Genomic DNA, 14,249 nt, shown 5'->3' with positions numbered 1-14,249 from the left:
CCGGCAGGAAAGGGAGAAGCACATGCAGCAGCGCGAACCGGAGGCGTCGATCAGACAGGCCCAGGCGGAGGCCCTCGCGTCCCTGCCGTTCGACGACGTCGATGACTTCGCCGCGGTGGAGCGCGGGTTCCTCGGCACGCTTGACGACCCGAAGATCCGCAACGACAAGGGAGAGGTGGTGTGGGATGCCTCCACCTACGACTTCGTGCAGGGCGACGCGCCCGACTCCGTCCACCCGAGTCTCTGGCGGCAGTCGAAGCTCGTGGCGAAGCACGGTCTCTTCGAAGTCGTCCCCGGCATCTATCAGGTGCGCGGACTCGACCTCTCGGTGATGTCCGTCATCGAGGGCGACACCGGCGTGATCGTCGTGGACCCGCTCATCTCGGTCGAGACCGCATCGGCGGCGATGGCCCTGTACCGCGCGCACCGCGGTGACCGTCCGATCCACGCGGTGATCCACTCGCACAGCCACATCGACCACTTCGGCGGCGTGCTCGGCATCGTCAGCCAGGACGACGTCGAAGCCGGCAAGGTGCAGATCGTCGTGCCCGAGGGGTTCCTCGAGCACTCCGTCGCCGAGAACGTGTACGCGGGCACGGCGATGTCGCGGCGCGCCGGTTACATGTACGGCGCCGCCCTCGAGCGCGGACCTCAGGGCCAAGTGGGCGCAGGACTCGGGCAGACGACGTCGACCGGCAACCCGACGATCCTGCCGCCGACCCTCGAGGTGAAGACGACCGGCGAGACGCACACGTGCGACGGCGTGGAGTTCGAGTTCCAGATGGCGCCCGGCACCGAGGCCCCGTCCGAGATGCACTTCTACCTCCCGCGCTACAGGGCGCTGTGCATGGCGGAGAACGCCACGCACACCCTCCACAACCTGCTGACGCTGCGCGGTGCCGTCGTGCGCGACCCGCACATCTGGTCGCAATACCTCACCGAGGCGATCGAGCGGTACGGCGACGAGGCCGAGGTGGTGTTCGCGTCGCACCACTGGCCGACGTGGGGCAACGAGGCGGTCAACGGGTTCCTCACGATCCAGCGCGACCTGTACGGCTACCTCCACGACCAGACGCTGCGTCTGCTCAACCAGGGCTACAACGGCGCCGAGATCGCCGAGCTGATCCAGCTGCCACCGGCGCTCGAGGCATCCTGGAGCACGCACGGCTACTACGGATCGGTGAGCCACAACGTCAAGGCGATCTACCAGCGCTACATGGGCTGGTTCGACGGCAACCCGGCGCGGCTCTGGCCGCACCCGCCCGAGGCGCTGGCCGAGCGCTACGTCGAGGCGATCGGCGGTGTCGACCGGGTCGTGGAGCTCGCGCAGACCGCCTTCGATACCGGCGACTTCCGGTGGGCGGCGACACTCCTGGACCATGCGGTGTTCGCGGACTCGGGCCACGCCGCCGCTCGCACCCTGTACGCCGACACGCTCGAACAGCTCGCGTATGGGGCGGAGAACGGCACGTGGCGCAACTTCTACCTCTCGGGCGCGACGGAGCTGCGCGACGGCAACTTCGGAACCCCCACGGTGACGGCGGCACCGCTCATCATCGCCCAGCTCACCCCGGAGCAGCTCCTCGATGCGCTCGCCATCCGTGTCAACGGACCCAGGGCATGGGACCTCGATCTCGCGGTGGACCTGACGCTCACCGACCTCGGCCGCAGCTTCCACCTGACGCTGCGCAACGGGGTGCTGATCTACGTCGAGCGCGAGCCCGATCCCGCCACGCCGCTGCAGCTCACCCTGTCGAAGATGCGCCTGATCCAGATGGCGGGCGGTGACACCCAGAGCGCGGGCATCGAGGTTCGCGGCGACGAGGGCGTCCTGCAGCAGATCCTCGGCGTGCTCGACGAGGCCGATCCGAACTTCGAGATCGTCCTGCCCTAGCGGCCCGGAGCTGAGAGCCGGCATCGCTTCGGTGATGCCGGCTCTCCGCGTCCGTGCCCGTGTCCATGGGGCTCTCGGGCGCCGTACCAGGCCGGTCAGAGAGGGTCAAGGCGCTCCCTGCGGGTGGGGCGGTCGGCAAGACTCGGAGCATGGACCGGTGGCGACGCGCCTGCTTCGTGCCCCTGCTGGCGATCGCGCTCTGCCTCGCGGGCTGCGGGCTCACCGTGCCGAGCGACCCGCTGGGCACGCTGGACCGCGTGCGCGGGGGAGTGCTCCACGCAGGTGCATCGGCCTCCGGTGAACTCGTCACCGTCGACGGCTCGGAGGTCGGGGGTTCGCTGGCCGAGCTCGTCGAGGGTCTCGCCGAGTCGCTCGATGCCCGGGTCGAGTGGACGGTCGGCAGCGAGGAGGACCTCGTCGATGATCTGGAGACCGGGGACATCGACCTCGCGATCGGGGGGATGACCGACGCGACGCCGTGGTCCGCCCGGGTGGCGGTGACGCGGGCCTACGACACCATTCCCGGTGCGCGCGGTCCGGTCGTGCTGCTGCTCCCGCTGGGGGAGAACGGGTGGCAGGCCGCCATCGAGGGCTACCTCGACAAGGAGGTCGCGCCGTGAAGACGATGGGACGCACCGACCTGCCTCCGGAGCAGCAGAACGCGCTCCGCAGCGCCATCCGGTGGGAATGGTTCACCATCGGCTACACGGTGGTGACGATCGGTGTGATCGCGCTCGTGGTCGGCGGCTCTCAGGCGATGAAGACCGCGTGGATCGAGGACATGCTCTCGCTGATCCCGCAGATCTCCTTCCTCGTCGCGCTCCTGTTCATCCGGCGTCGCCCGACGCGCGCCTTCCCCTTCGGCCTGCACCGCGTGATGGGAGTCGGGCACCTGGTGGCCGGGGTCGCACTGCTCGCGGTCGGCGGCGACCTCGCGTACGAGGCGATCAGCGGCCTGGTGGCCGGCGAGCACCCCTCCATCGGCACGGTGTACATCTTCGGGCAGACGATCTGGCTCGGCTGGTTCATGGTCGCGGTGATGAGCGTGATCGTGATCGGACCGTTCTTCTACGGGAACGCGAAAGCGAAGCTCGCGCCGAAGCTGCACAACAAGGTGCTGTATGCGGATGCCGACATGGCCAAGGCCGACTGGACCTCCACAGTGGCCTCGATCGTGGGGGTGCTCGGCGTCGGCATCGGCCTGTGGTGGCTGGACGGCGCGGCCGCACTGTTCATCTCGCTCGGCATCCTCTGGGACGGCTGGCGCAACTCGCGCGCGGCGGTGCGCGATCTCATCGATCAGCGCGCGCGCACGGAGGACGATGCCCGACCGCACCCCCTGATCGCGCGCATCGCGAACCGGGTGGAGGAGTTCCCCTGGGTGCGCGAGAGTGCCGTGCGCATGCGCGACATGGGCCAGGTGTTCCACGTGGAGGTCTTCGTCGTGCCGACCCGCGACGACGTGCGACTGGACGACATCGAAGACGTGCGCTCCTCCGTGGCGCGGCTGGACTGGAAGGTCCAGGACGTGGTGGTCATCGTGACGGCCAGCCTTCCGGACGAAGCGGAGCCGGCCAGGCGCCAGGGGTCGCAGCGCGAGGCCTGAGGCGCCCTCGGGGCTGCGTCGGCGTGGGCTCCTTCAGCCGCTGGCCCGCGCTATGCCCTCCGACCAGTCCTGGTCCGGCGCGGAACCCGGGTCCTCGTCGGGCACCGGCACCACCGCCAGCGCAACACCCGGCGACAGCAGCAGGTGCGCGGCCCGCATCTGTCCTTCGCCGTCGTTGACCTCCAGCCAGTAAATGCCGCCTTCCAGTCCCGCCTCGACCTCCGCACGGAGATCCTCGAGACGGCGTCCTCCGACGCTGTAGTGGTCCCCGCCGTAGTAAATGTCGATCCGCTTCATGAGCGCTCCCGTCCGCGGGGTACACCGTCGCACTGCGTGCGGCTCGACGGCCATCGCCTTGACAAGGCCTCGGGGGTGGCGTATCCCCGTTCAGCCGATGAGGTCCTCCTGCGCCGCGGCGTCCGCGGTCGCCGGCGCGGGCGGGGCGGGCTCGGGAACGAGATACAGTCCGGACGGCGAGTTCGCCGTGTGCGCGAGGGCGTCGATCCAGGCCGGATTCAGCTGGGGGGTGCGGCTGCCGTAGAACTTGTAGACGAGCGCGCAGCGGGGGTGCACCCAGATGGTGGTGCGGCCGTCGCCGATGCTGACGTCGTCGCGCCACGTGAAATGGAAAGGCTCGCCGCGCCGCAGCTTGGTGCCGATCACCAGCTGCAGGTGGGCGAGTGTACGGTCGTCGAAATCGACCTTCACCGTACCTTCGTAGGTCAGTTTGCCCATCGTGCGTCTCCGTTCTGAGACTGCCGGCGAACGAATCGGGGAGGTGCGGCTGGGGAGCGGACGCCGTTCAGATACACCTCCGATCCTGGCGCGGGGTACACCGTGGCGGCCAGCCCTTGACAGCCGTCTCCCGATGCACAAGCCGGCCGCGCCGGGGACGCCTGCGGTTGCGGCGTCGAGCGGTCCGATGCCGCCTGCGGGCCGTGGCCACCGTGAAAGGGCGGCGCGAACGGGATGATAGTCTCGATCGGTACGCCTCCGTAGCTCAGGGGATAGAGCGTTGGTTTCCGGTACCAAAGGTCGCAGGTTCGATTCCTGTCGGGGGCACAACAGAAAGAATCCCAGGTTCGCCTGGGATTCTTTGTTTGTCGGGCAGCAACTCGGGCGAGCCGCGAGTCAGGGCGCGACGGTCTCGCCGTCGTGCGGGGCGTCGGCCACGACCGCGGCCTGCTGCTCCATGCGCTCGATCGCGTCGGCGACTCGCCCGGCGAGGTACGCATGGCCGGCCGTCGACGGATGGTCGCGCCCGATCGGCCCGGTGTCGATGACGTCGAGGTAGTTGGTGGTGGTGATCCAGTCCTCGCCGATCGGCGAGATGTACCACCAGCCGCGCGCGGCGGCGAGCTCGCTGAGCTCCGCATCGATGTCGCGCGTCGCGCTCTCGACCGGCAGCACCTGCGGTGAGGGGCCGAGGACGACGATCGCGGCGTCGGGGTAGCGGGCCTGAAGCGCGTCCCACGCGGCGGTCACGGCATCCCGGTACCCGGTCGGGTACAGCTTGCGGTCGTTGATCGAGCCTTCGACGATGATGAGGTCGGGGTCGAGTGCGGGGTCGAGGGCGGCGATGCGCTCGCCGTAGGCCGGCCCGTCGAGACCCGGCTTCAGGTATCCGCTGCCGCGCACCCCGTTCACGACGGTCTCGACGCCGAGCTCGTCGGCGAGCAGGTACGCGAAGCCCAGCGTCGGCACCGTCGCCGCCGATCCGTAGACCCACGAGTCGCCGAACACCAGGACGCGCGCGTCCTCTTCGAGCACGAGAGGGGCGGGCGGAGCGGATGCCGCGACCGCGGCATCCCCTTCCGCGACGGCCACGGGGGCCACCGGCTCGGGTGCGCCCCAGGGTCGCAGGACCGCCACGGCGCACACCGCAGCGACGGCCAGCGCAGCGCCCAGCAGGGGGAGCCACAGCCGCCGTGCGCGAGTGCGGCCGGGCGCGTGCATGAGAAGAGGGTAAGTCATGGTTCGGGGAACACCGAACTCGGGCCGTGAACAGGGGAAACCCCAGGGAGGATCCTGAGGTTCCGCGCCATGGTCGGCCGCCTGCCGCCGGGCCTGTGGAACTCCGTGCCAGGCAGCCTTCCCGGCGTGCGAGGATACTTCGGTGCAACGCGTCGTGACCGCTGAGATGGACCTCGAACTGGGGGCATCCGTCGACCTCATCTTCCAGATCGCGGCTGCCCAGGCGGTGCCGATCTCGAACGAGCAGCTGACGTTCATCCAGGGCGATCGTGTGTACACGCCGACCGAGATCGTCGACCAGTCGGGGAGCCGGCTGCATCGCCTCACGGGCGAGCCCGGCCGCCTCGAGATCCGCTACGAGGCCACGGTCGACGGGCAGGCGTCGACGAGCCGCACGAGCGACCTCGAGGCCATCACCTACCTCCGCCCGAGCCGCTACGCGCAGTCCGACGAGGTGTTCCAGCAGGCCCGCCGGCAGTTCAAGGGCCTCTCCGGCCACGACCTCATCGCCGCGGTGTCGGAGTTCGTCTCGACGAGCACGACGTACACCCCCGGCCTCAGCCAGGGCACCGACAGCGCCGTGACGACCCTGATGACCGGGCAGGGCGTGTGCCGCGATTACGCTCATGTCGTGATCGCCCTGCTGCGAGCGATGGACATGCCCGCGCGCTACGCCGCCTGCTACGCGCCGGGCCTGCGACCCATGGACTTCCACGCCGTGGCCGAGGCGTACCTCGACGGCGCCTGGTACGTCATCGACGCCACGCGGCTGGCGAACCGGCGGTCGCTCGTGCGCATCGCGACGGGTCGGGATGCCGCGGACTGCGCCTTCCTCAGCTACCACGGCGGCTATGTCGGCCTCACTCGCCTGCATGTCGACGCGTGGGCGGTCCCCGACGCGGCGCCCCTCGACGTCCCGGCAGCCCTCCCGGTCGATCAGGCGGCCGAGTTCGGCTCGCCGGCGAGCGGAGCGGGCGTCTGGACCGATCCGGCTCTCGACGACTTCGCGGCGCTGGTGCAGATCTCCTGACGACCGGTCAGCCGTGATCGTGGACCGGCCGACGCGGGCCGGCCGCTCGCGACAGAACGTTCGGGACCCGGCGAATAGACTGGTGCGGTTATGAATCCCGAAGCCCTCTCCGTCGCCCTGCTCGCCGTCGTCGCCCCGCTCGCCGAGGCCCGACGACCCGGTGCGGCCGATGGGCTCACCCCCGCCGACCTGCCGCTCGAGCGGCCCAAGAACCGTGACCACGGCGACTGGTCCTCCAATGCGGCACTCAAGCTGGCGAAGGCCGTCGGTGCCAACCCCCGCGAGTTCGCAGCCGACATCGCTGCCGGCCTGGCCGCGGTCGACGGCGTCGCCGGTGTGGAGGTCGCGGGACCCGGCTTCATCAACATCCGATTGGATGCCGCGGCCGCCGGTGTGCTCGCGAAAACCATCGTCGATGCCGGCGCGGCGTTCGGCACCAACGAGTCGCAGCGCGGGAACACGATCAACCTCGAGTTCGTCAGCGCCAACCCGACCGGGCCGATGCACATCGGCCACACCCGGTGGGCAGCGCTCGGCGACTCCCTCGCGCGCCTGCTGCTGGCCAGCGGCGCGACGCTCGTCCGGGAGTTCTACGTCAACGACGCCGGTGCGCAGATGGACCGGTTCGGCCACTCGGTGCTGGCGGCCGCGAAGGGCGAGCCGACCCCCGAGGACGGCTACCCCGGCTCCTACATCGACGACCTGGCGCAGCGTGTCCTCTCCGCGGTGCCCGACCTGCTGTCTCTTCCGGCCGACGAGCAGCTCGTGGTCGCGCGCGACCGCGCGTACGAGCTGCAGCTCGGCGATCTGCAGGCGTCGCTGGAGAAGTTCAACGTCCACTTCGACGTCTTCTTCAGCGAGCGGACGCTGCATGCGAAGGGACCGGGCGGCGAGCCCAGCCTCGTGGACGAGGCCGTGGACCGTCTGCGCGAGCAGGGCCACGTCTTCGACGAGGACGGCGCCGTGTGGGTGCGCACCACCGACTTCGGCGACGACAAGGACCGGGTCATCCGCCGCTCCAACGGCGAGTACACCTACTTCGCCGCGGACGCGGCCTACTACCTCAACAAGGGCGACCGCGGCTTCGCGCACAAGATCTACCTGCTCGGCGCCGACCACCACGGCTACGTCCACCGGCTGAAGGCGCTCGCCGGCGCGGCGGGTGACGATCCCGACAAGGACATCGAGGTGCTCATCGGCCAGCTCGTGTCGGTCAACGGTGCGCGGCTCTCCAAGCGCGCGGGAAACATCATCGAGCTCGACGACCTCCGCGACTGGATCGGCACCGATGCGCTGCGGTACTCGCTCGCGCGCTACCCCGCCGACTCGCCGTTGACCCTGGATCCCGAGATCCTCCGCAAGCGCACGAACGACAACCCCGTCTTCTACGTGCAGTACGCACATGCGCGCACCCACAACGTGGGGCGCCATGCCGCGGCATCCGGAGTCGACCGCTCGGAGTTCGCACCCGAGCTGCTCACGCACGAGACGGAGTCGGCGCTCCTCGGCGCACTGCAGGAATTCCCGCGCATCGTCGGGTTCGCAGCCGAGGTCCGCGAGCCGCACCGCGTCGCGCGCTACCTCGAGGAGCTCGCCGGGCTGTATCACCGCTGGTACGACAACTGCCGCGTGATCCCGCTGGGCGACGAGCCCGTGGAGCCCGTCCATCGCACGCGTCTCTGGCTCAACGACGCCACGGGACAGGTTCTGCGCAACGGGCTCGACCTGCTCGGCGTCACCGCACCGGAACGGATGTAGACATGTCTCACGGCGACACGCAGGCGACGGAACCCCTTCCCGACGAGATGGTGCCCGCCGCCGCGCCGGCTCCGCGGCGCCGCGTGTGGCCGTGGATCGTGGCGTTCGCGATCGTCGCCGTGCTGGCCGTCGCCGCCTGGTTCGCGGCGGAGGCGATCGCGCGTCAGATCGTGACGGGCGTGGTGCGCGACCAGGTGCGGACGCAGCTGTCGCTGCCGGCCGACCAGCAGATCGATGTCGATGTCGCCGGAGCGGTGATCCCGCAACTCATCGGCGGCAGCATCGACGACCTCACGATCGCGTCCGACGACGTCACCTTCGGCGGCGTCACCGGCGACGTCACGGTGACGGCCCACGATGTGGCGGTGCGGGGCAACGGCGAGATGAGCGGCGCGACGGCGACCGTGTCGCTCGACGAGTCGCAGCTGCGGACCCTGCTGTCGACCGTCGAGGGCTTCCCCGCCGACACCGTCGGGCTGGCGGCTCCCCACGTCACCATGTCGCTCAACCTGCAGCTGTTCGGCGTGGCCATCCCCATCGGAGTCGCCCTCACGCCCACCGCGGCCGAGGGCCAGATCGTGCTCTCGCCCGCGTCGCTGCGGCTCGGCGACTCGGAGGTGACCGCCGATGCGCTGCGCGACCAGTTCGGCGGGCTCGCCGACACCGTGCTGCGGGACTGGAACGTGTGCATCGCGCAGTACCTCCCGGCCGGCGTGGTGCTCAGCGGCGTCGAGGTGGAGGGCGACCTCCTGGTAGCCGATTTCGACGTGGACGGCTCGATCGCCACCGATCCCGCGCTGCAGGAGAACGGCACCTGCGCCTGAGCGGCCGCGCGGCGTCACACGACACGAGGGGCCGGAGTCGTGTGCCCTAGACTTCTAGCACCGCCGGAGACCCGTATCACCCCCAGAGCGTGACCCCTCCAGCAGGCAGAGCCGTACCACCATCCCCGGACGGCCACGCGTCGAAGCTCCCACCGATTGGTCCACCGTGTCCGCCGACCCGCATACCCGCTCCGTCGTTCCCGCATGGCTGGAACGCCCCGACGACGCCAACGCCCTGGCCCGCGCGGTGTGGCCGACGGCGGCCACGCGTGACGCGGCCGGCGTCCTCGAGCTCGGCGGGATCTCCGCGACAGCGCTCCGCGAACGCTTCGGAACGCCGCTCTACGTCATCGATGAGGACGAGGTGCGCGCGACAGCGCGTCGTGCGCTGGACGCCTTCCGTGCGGCGGCGGCGCTGCACGGCGTGCAGGCCCGCGTCTACTACGCCGGCAAGGCGCTGCTGACCACCGAGGTCGTGCGCTGGGTGACCGAAGAGGGACTCGCGGTCGACGTCTGCACCGGGGGCGAGCTGGCCGTCGCGCTCGCGGCCGGCGCCGATCCGGCGAGGCTCGGCTTCCACGGCAACAACAAGTCGGTGCCCGAGCTCGAGCGCGCCGTCGAGGCGGGCGTCGGGTCCATCGTGATCGACAGCCTCATCGAGATCGAGCGCCTGGCGGCGATCGTGCAGCGCCGAGGTGCGTCGCAGGCGGTGCTGCTGCGGGTCAACAGCGGCGTGCACGCCGAGACGCACGACTTCCTCGCGACGGCCCACGAGGACCAGAAGTTCGGTTTCACGCTGACGGATGCCGCGGCCGCCGCGGCCCGCATCCGCGAGCTGGATGGTCTCCAGCTCGTCGGTCTGCACTGCCACATCGGCTCGCAGATCTTCGGCACCGCCGGCTTCGAGGAGTCCGCTGCGCGTCTCGTCGAGCTTCACGCGGAGCTGCGCCAGGGCAGCGAGCTGCCGGTGCTCAACCTCGGCGGCGGCTTCGGCATCGCCTACACGTCGGTCGACGACCCCACGCCGATCGAGGAGCTCGCGTTCGGCATCGCCGAGGCCGTGGCGCGGCAGTGCGAGGTGCGCGGCATCCCGGTTCCGAACCTCGCGTTCGAGCCGGGCAGGGCGATCGTCGGCCGTGCGGGCGTGACCCTGTACGAGGTGGGCACGACCAAGCCGGTCGCTCTCGGCGGCGACGTCAGCGGTGACGGCCTGACGCGTCTGTACGTCAGCGTCGACGGCGGCATGAGCGACAACGCCCGCCCCGCCCTGTACGGCGCCCAGTTCTCGGCGCGCATCGCGTCGCGTACGAGCGACGCCGACCCCGCTCTCGTGCGCGTCGTCGGAAAGCACTGCGAGTCGGGCGACATCGTGGTCGATGCGGAGTACCTGCCCGGCGATGTGTCACCCGGCGATCTGCTCGCCGTGCCCGCGACCGGCGCCTACTGCTTCTCGCTCGCGAACAACTACAACTACGTCCCGCGCCCGCCCGTCGTGGCGCTGCGCGGGGGAGAGGCGCGCGTCATCGTGCGCGGCGAGACGATCGACGATCTGCTCGCCCGCGATGCCGGCCTCGCGACGACCGTGTTCGATGCTGGGCGTCCTCTCGAGGACGCACCGATGGAAGGGACCGCATGACCGACTACCGCCGACTCCGCGTCGCGCTGCTGGGGGCCGGAGCCGTCGGCTCGCAGGTCGCCGCGCTGCTGCGCCAGCACGCCGACGAGCTCGCCGACCGGGCAGGAGCGCGGCTCGAGCTGGTGGGCATCGCGGTGCGCGACGTCGACGCCAAGCGCGACGTGGATCTGCCGTCCGAGCTCTTCACGACCGACGCGGACTCGCTGATCGTCGGCTCCGACATCGTCATCGAGCTCATGGGCGGCATCGAGCCGGCGCGCAGCTATCTGCTGCATGCGATCAACTCGGGTGCCGACGTCGTGACCGCCAACAAGGCGCTCCTGGCGACGCACGGTCCCGAGATCTTCGACGCGGCCGACCAGGTCGGCGCCGAGGTCTACTACGAGGCCGCAGCCGCCGGCGCCATCCCGATCATCCGCCCGCTCCGCGACTCGCTCGCGGGCGATCGGGTCCAGCGCATCATGGGCATCGTCAACGGCACGACGAACTACATCCTCGACCGCATGGACACCGAGGGCGCCGAGTTCTCCGACGTGCTCGCCGACGCGCAGCGCCTCGGGTACGCCGAATCGGACCCGACCGCCGACGTCGAAGGCTACGACGCCGCTCAGAAGGCCGCGATCCTCGCGAGCCTCGCCTTCCACACGACGGTCCCGCTCGAGGCGGTGCATCGCGAAGGCATCACCGCCATCGACTCCTCGATGATGGATGCCGCGCGCCACGCCGGGTACGTCATCAAGCTGCTCGCGGTCTGCGAGCGCCTCACCGAGGCATCCGGAGAATCGATCTCGGTGCGGGTCTATCCCGCGCTCATCGACCGCGCGCACCCGCTCGCCAGCGTGCACGGAGCGAACAACGCGGTCTTCGTGCAGGCCGAGGCCGCCGGCAACCTGATGTTCTACGGTGCAGGCGCCGGCGGCGTGCAGACCGCATCGGCCGTCCTCGGCGACGTGGTGTCGGCGGCGCGCCGTCACATCGCGGGCGGGGTGGGCGTCGGCGAGTCCACGCTCGCGAACCTCCCGATCGTGCCCGTCGGCCGTGTCACCACGCGCTACCAGATCACGCTCGAGGTCGACGACCAGCCCGGAGTGCTCGCGACGGTCGCCGGCATCCTCAGCGACGGGCGGGTCTCGATCGCCACCGTCGAGCAGACTGTCGTGGAGTCGGGCGACGGCGAGGGCGGCGTGGCCCGACTGGTGATCGGCACGCACAAGGCGTTGGAGCAGGACCTCAGCGAGACGGTGGACCGACTGGCCGCCAGCGGCGTGGTGGAACGCGTCGTCTCGGTTCTGCGGGTCGAAGGCAACTGACGGGTCTGAAGGAGACTGACATGGCACATGTTTGGCGCGGAGTCCTCCGCGAATACGCAGATCGCCTCGGCGTGACGGACACCTCGACCGTGGTCACGCTGGGAGAGGGCGGCACGCCGTTGCTGCCGGCCCCGGCGCTGTCGCGTCGCACCGGCACCGACGTGTGGGTGAAGTTCGAGGGCATGAACCCGACGGGCTCGTTCAAGGACCGCGGCATGACGGTCGCCGTCTCGCGCGCGATCGATCACGGCGCCAGGGCCGTCATCTGCGCGTCGACCGGCAACACGTCGGCCTCGGCGGCGGCCTATGCCGCGCATGCCGGCATCACGGCGGCCGTGCTCGTCCCCGAGGGCAAGATCGCCATGGGCAAGCTCAGCCAGGCCGTCGCGCACAACGGCCGTCTCATCCAGATCCGCGGCAACTTCGACGACTGTCTCGAGATCGCCCGCGAGCTCGCCGACAACTACCCGGTGCACCTGGTCAACTCGGTCAATCCCGACCGGATCGACGGCCAGAAGACCGCCGCCTACGAGGTCGTCGAGCAGCTGGGCGACGCGCCCGACTTCCACTTCATCCCCGTCGGGAACGCGGGCAACTACACCGCCTACACGCGCGGCTACCGCGAAGAGGCCGACGCCGGCGTCTCCACCCGCGTGCCCCGCATGTTCGGGTTCCAGGCCGAGGGCTCCGCGCCGCTCGTGCGCGGCGAGGTCGTGCGCAACCCCGAGACGGTGGCCAGCGCCATCCGCATCGGCAACCCCGCATCGTGGGATCTCGCCCTGGAGGCGCGCGCGGCGACGGACGGCTACTTCGGTGCCATCGACGACGACCGCATCCTCGCTGCGCAGAAGCTCCTCGCCGGCGAGGTCGGGATCTTCGTCGAGCCGGCGTCGGCGATCAGCGTCGCGGGGCTCCTCGACCGGGTCGAGGCCGGCGTCGTGCCGCAGGGCGCTCGCGTCGTGCTGACGGTCACCGGCCACGGCCTCAAGGACCCGCACTGGGCGCTGCGCAACGCGGACGGCTCGGAGGTCGAGCCCACCGTGGTCGACGCGACGACGTCGGAAGTGGCATCCGTCCTCGAACTGGTGCCCGCCGCCGCCCAGCCTGCCGAGGCCCAGGGACCGCGCGCGTGACCGCAGCCGTCGTGCCCTCATCCGGCTCGAGCGCTCCTTCCGGGCGCCGGGTCGTGGTGCGGGTTCCGGCGACGAGCGCGAACCTCGGGCCGGGCTTCGATACGCTCGGCCTCGCGCTCAGCCTCTACGACGAACTCGACGTGACAGCGCTGCCCGAGGGCGAGCTCGAGATCGAGGTCGAGGGAGCGGGCGCCGCGGACGTGCCGCGCGACGCGTCGCACCTGGTGGTGCGGGCGATCGCCTACGCGTACGAATCCGCCGGGCGACGGATGCCGGGGCTGCGCCTCGTCGCCCGCAACGTCATCCCGCACGGGCGCGGACTCGGCTCCTCGGGTGCCGCGGTCGTGGCGGGCCTCCTGGCGGCCAAGGGGCTGCTCGAGGGCGATGCCGAGCTCGGCCCCGATGCTCTGCTGCGGCTGGCGACCGAGCTCGAGGGCCACCCCGACAACGTCGCGCCCGCGCTGTTCGGCGGCCTCACGATCGCCTGGGTCGACGACGGCGGACCCCAGCACAAGAAGCTGCTTGTCCACCGCGGTGTGTCGCCACTCGTGCTCGTGCCCGAGTTCACGATGTCGACCGAGCTCGCGCGAAGCCTGCAGCCCACACAGGTGCCCCGCGAGGACGCCGTCTTCAACGTCTCTCGCTCCGCACTGCTCATCGCGGCCCTCACTCAGAGCCCCGAGCTGCTGCAGGCGGCCACCGAGGACAAGCTGCACCAGAACTACCGTGCGAGCGCCATGCCCGAGACCGACGGTCTCGTGCGGGCGCTTCGCGCGCAGGGCTTCGCGGCGGTCGTGTCGGGGGCGGGTCCGAGCGTGCTCGTGCTCGCCGACGGCCCGGGGCGCCGCCTCGAGGCGGCGGCTCTCGCGGCCGCCGTGACCGACACTCCCTGGGAGGCGCTCATGCTCGCCGTCGACTTCAAGGGTGGTACAGTGAGGGAGTACGCGGAGGGTTCCACGTAATACGTGAATCTGGCCTCCGTCGCAAATCTGCGAAACCACCGCACGGCATTCTGACCTGCCGACGTCCGCTGAGCACCCTCGCGGTCCCTCACCCCGTCGGCGGGTGTTTCGACAGGCGTGAC

General features: G+C 70.5%; 13 protein-coding genes and 1 tRNA gene. 11 read left to right on the top strand and 3 right to left on the bottom strand.

Annotation, left to right across the window (positions count from 1 at the left end):
• Window positions 1–22 precede the first annotated feature (22 nt).
• From ACI3KY_RS10210 to ACI3KY_RS10200, 3 genes are all read left to right on the top strand, one after another.
• Window positions 23–1,894, top strand: coding sequence for an alkyl/aryl-sulfatase (locus ACI3KY_RS10210; protein WP_404930059.1), 1,872 nt, complete (start codon window positions 23–25; stop codon window positions 1,892–1,894).
• Between the two features lie 149 nt (window positions 1,895–2,043).
• On the top strand, window positions 2,044–2,514 hold the full coding sequence (locus tag ACI3KY_RS10205) for a hypothetical protein (protein ID WP_404930058.1): 471 nt from the start codon (window positions 2,044–2,046) through the stop codon (window positions 2,512–2,514).
• A 5-nt stretch (window positions 2,515–2,519) separates the two neighbouring features.
• Window positions 2,520–3,500, top strand: coding sequence for a cation diffusion facilitator family transporter (locus ACI3KY_RS10200; protein WP_404930091.1), 981 nt, complete (start codon window positions 2,520–2,522; stop codon window positions 3,498–3,500).
• 33 nt (window positions 3,501–3,533) lie between these two features.
• Here the strand turns inward: ACI3KY_RS10200 and ACI3KY_RS10195 are convergent, their stop codons facing one another.
• Both ACI3KY_RS10195 and ACI3KY_RS10190 read right to left on the bottom strand, forming a co-directional pair.
• Window positions 3,534–3,797 (bottom strand): hypothetical protein, encoded by a 264-nt coding sequence (locus ACI3KY_RS10195; RefSeq protein ID WP_404930057.1) that lies wholly within the window; start codon window positions 3,795–3,797, stop codon window positions 3,534–3,536.
• A 90-nt stretch (window positions 3,798–3,887) separates the two neighbouring features.
• Complete coding sequence (locus ACI3KY_RS10190) at window positions 3,888–4,235, bottom strand: ATP-dependent DNA ligase (RefSeq protein ID WP_404930056.1); 348 nt, start codon at window positions 4,233–4,235, stop codon at window positions 3,888–3,890.
• Window positions 4,236–4,489: 254 nt separating this feature from the next.
• Here ACI3KY_RS10190 and ACI3KY_RS10185 point away from each other — a divergent pair.
• A tRNA-Arg gene (locus ACI3KY_RS10185) sits at window positions 4,490–4,562 on the top strand.
• 69 nt (window positions 4,563–4,631) lie between these two features.
• On the opposite strand, the gene ACI3KY_RS10180 is transcribed toward ACI3KY_RS10185, so the two are convergent.
• Window positions 4,632–5,456, bottom strand: a complete 825-nt coding sequence (locus tag ACI3KY_RS10180) for an SGNH/GDSL hydrolase family protein (RefSeq protein ID WP_404930055.1) — start codon at window positions 5,454–5,456, stop codon at window positions 4,632–4,634.
• A 160-nt stretch (window positions 5,457–5,616) separates the two neighbouring features.
• On the opposite strand from ACI3KY_RS10180, the gene ACI3KY_RS10175 reads away from it, so the two are divergent.
• From ACI3KY_RS10175 to thrB, 7 genes are all read left to right on the top strand, one after another.
• Window positions 5,617–6,504, top strand: a complete 888-nt coding sequence (locus ACI3KY_RS10175; RefSeq protein ID WP_404930054.1) for a transglutaminase family protein — start codon at window positions 5,617–5,619, stop codon at window positions 6,502–6,504.
• A gap of 90 nt (window positions 6,505–6,594) precedes the next feature.
• Window positions 6,595–8,262 carry an arginine--tRNA ligase gene (argS, locus tag ACI3KY_RS10170; protein ID WP_404930053.1) on the top strand — a complete coding sequence of 556 codons (1,668 nt, stop codon included), beginning with the start codon at window positions 6,595–6,597 and terminating at the stop codon, window positions 8,260–8,262.
• A gap of 2 nt (window positions 8,263–8,264) precedes the next feature.
• Window positions 8,265–9,086 (top strand): DUF2993 domain-containing protein, encoded by an 822-nt coding sequence (locus ACI3KY_RS10165; protein ID WP_404930052.1) that lies wholly within the window; start codon window positions 8,265–8,267, stop codon window positions 9,084–9,086.
• Window positions 9,087–9,252: 166 nt separating this feature from the next.
• A complete protein-coding gene (gene lysA, locus ACI3KY_RS10160) occupies window positions 9,253–10,722 on the top strand; it encodes a diaminopimelate decarboxylase (RefSeq protein ID WP_404930051.1) in 1,470 nt (489 codons plus the stop codon).
• Entirely contained in the window at window positions 10,719–12,032 is a 1,314-nt protein-coding gene (locus ACI3KY_RS10155) for a homoserine dehydrogenase (protein ID WP_404930050.1), read from the top strand. Before lysA ends, ACI3KY_RS10155 begins: the two co-directional genes overlap by 4 nt.
• A gap of 20 nt (window positions 12,033–12,052) precedes the next feature.
• Window positions 12,053–13,165, top strand: a complete 1,113-nt coding sequence (gene thrC / locus ACI3KY_RS10150) for a threonine synthase (RefSeq protein ID WP_404930049.1) — start codon at window positions 12,053–12,055, stop codon at window positions 13,163–13,165.
• Window positions 13,162–14,127, top strand: a complete 966-nt coding sequence (thrB, locus tag ACI3KY_RS10145) for a homoserine kinase (RefSeq protein WP_404930048.1) — start codon at window positions 13,162–13,164, stop codon at window positions 14,125–14,127. Before thrC ends, thrB begins: the two co-directional genes overlap by 4 nt.
• Window positions 14,128–14,249: the final 122 nt, after the last annotated feature.

Source organism: Microbacterium sp. ZW T2_14, from assembly GCF_044987405.1.
Lineage (GTDB): Bacteria > Actinomycetota > Actinomycetes > Actinomycetales > Microbacteriaceae > Microbacterium.
This window is presented reverse-complemented; position numbering and strand designations above follow the sequence as displayed.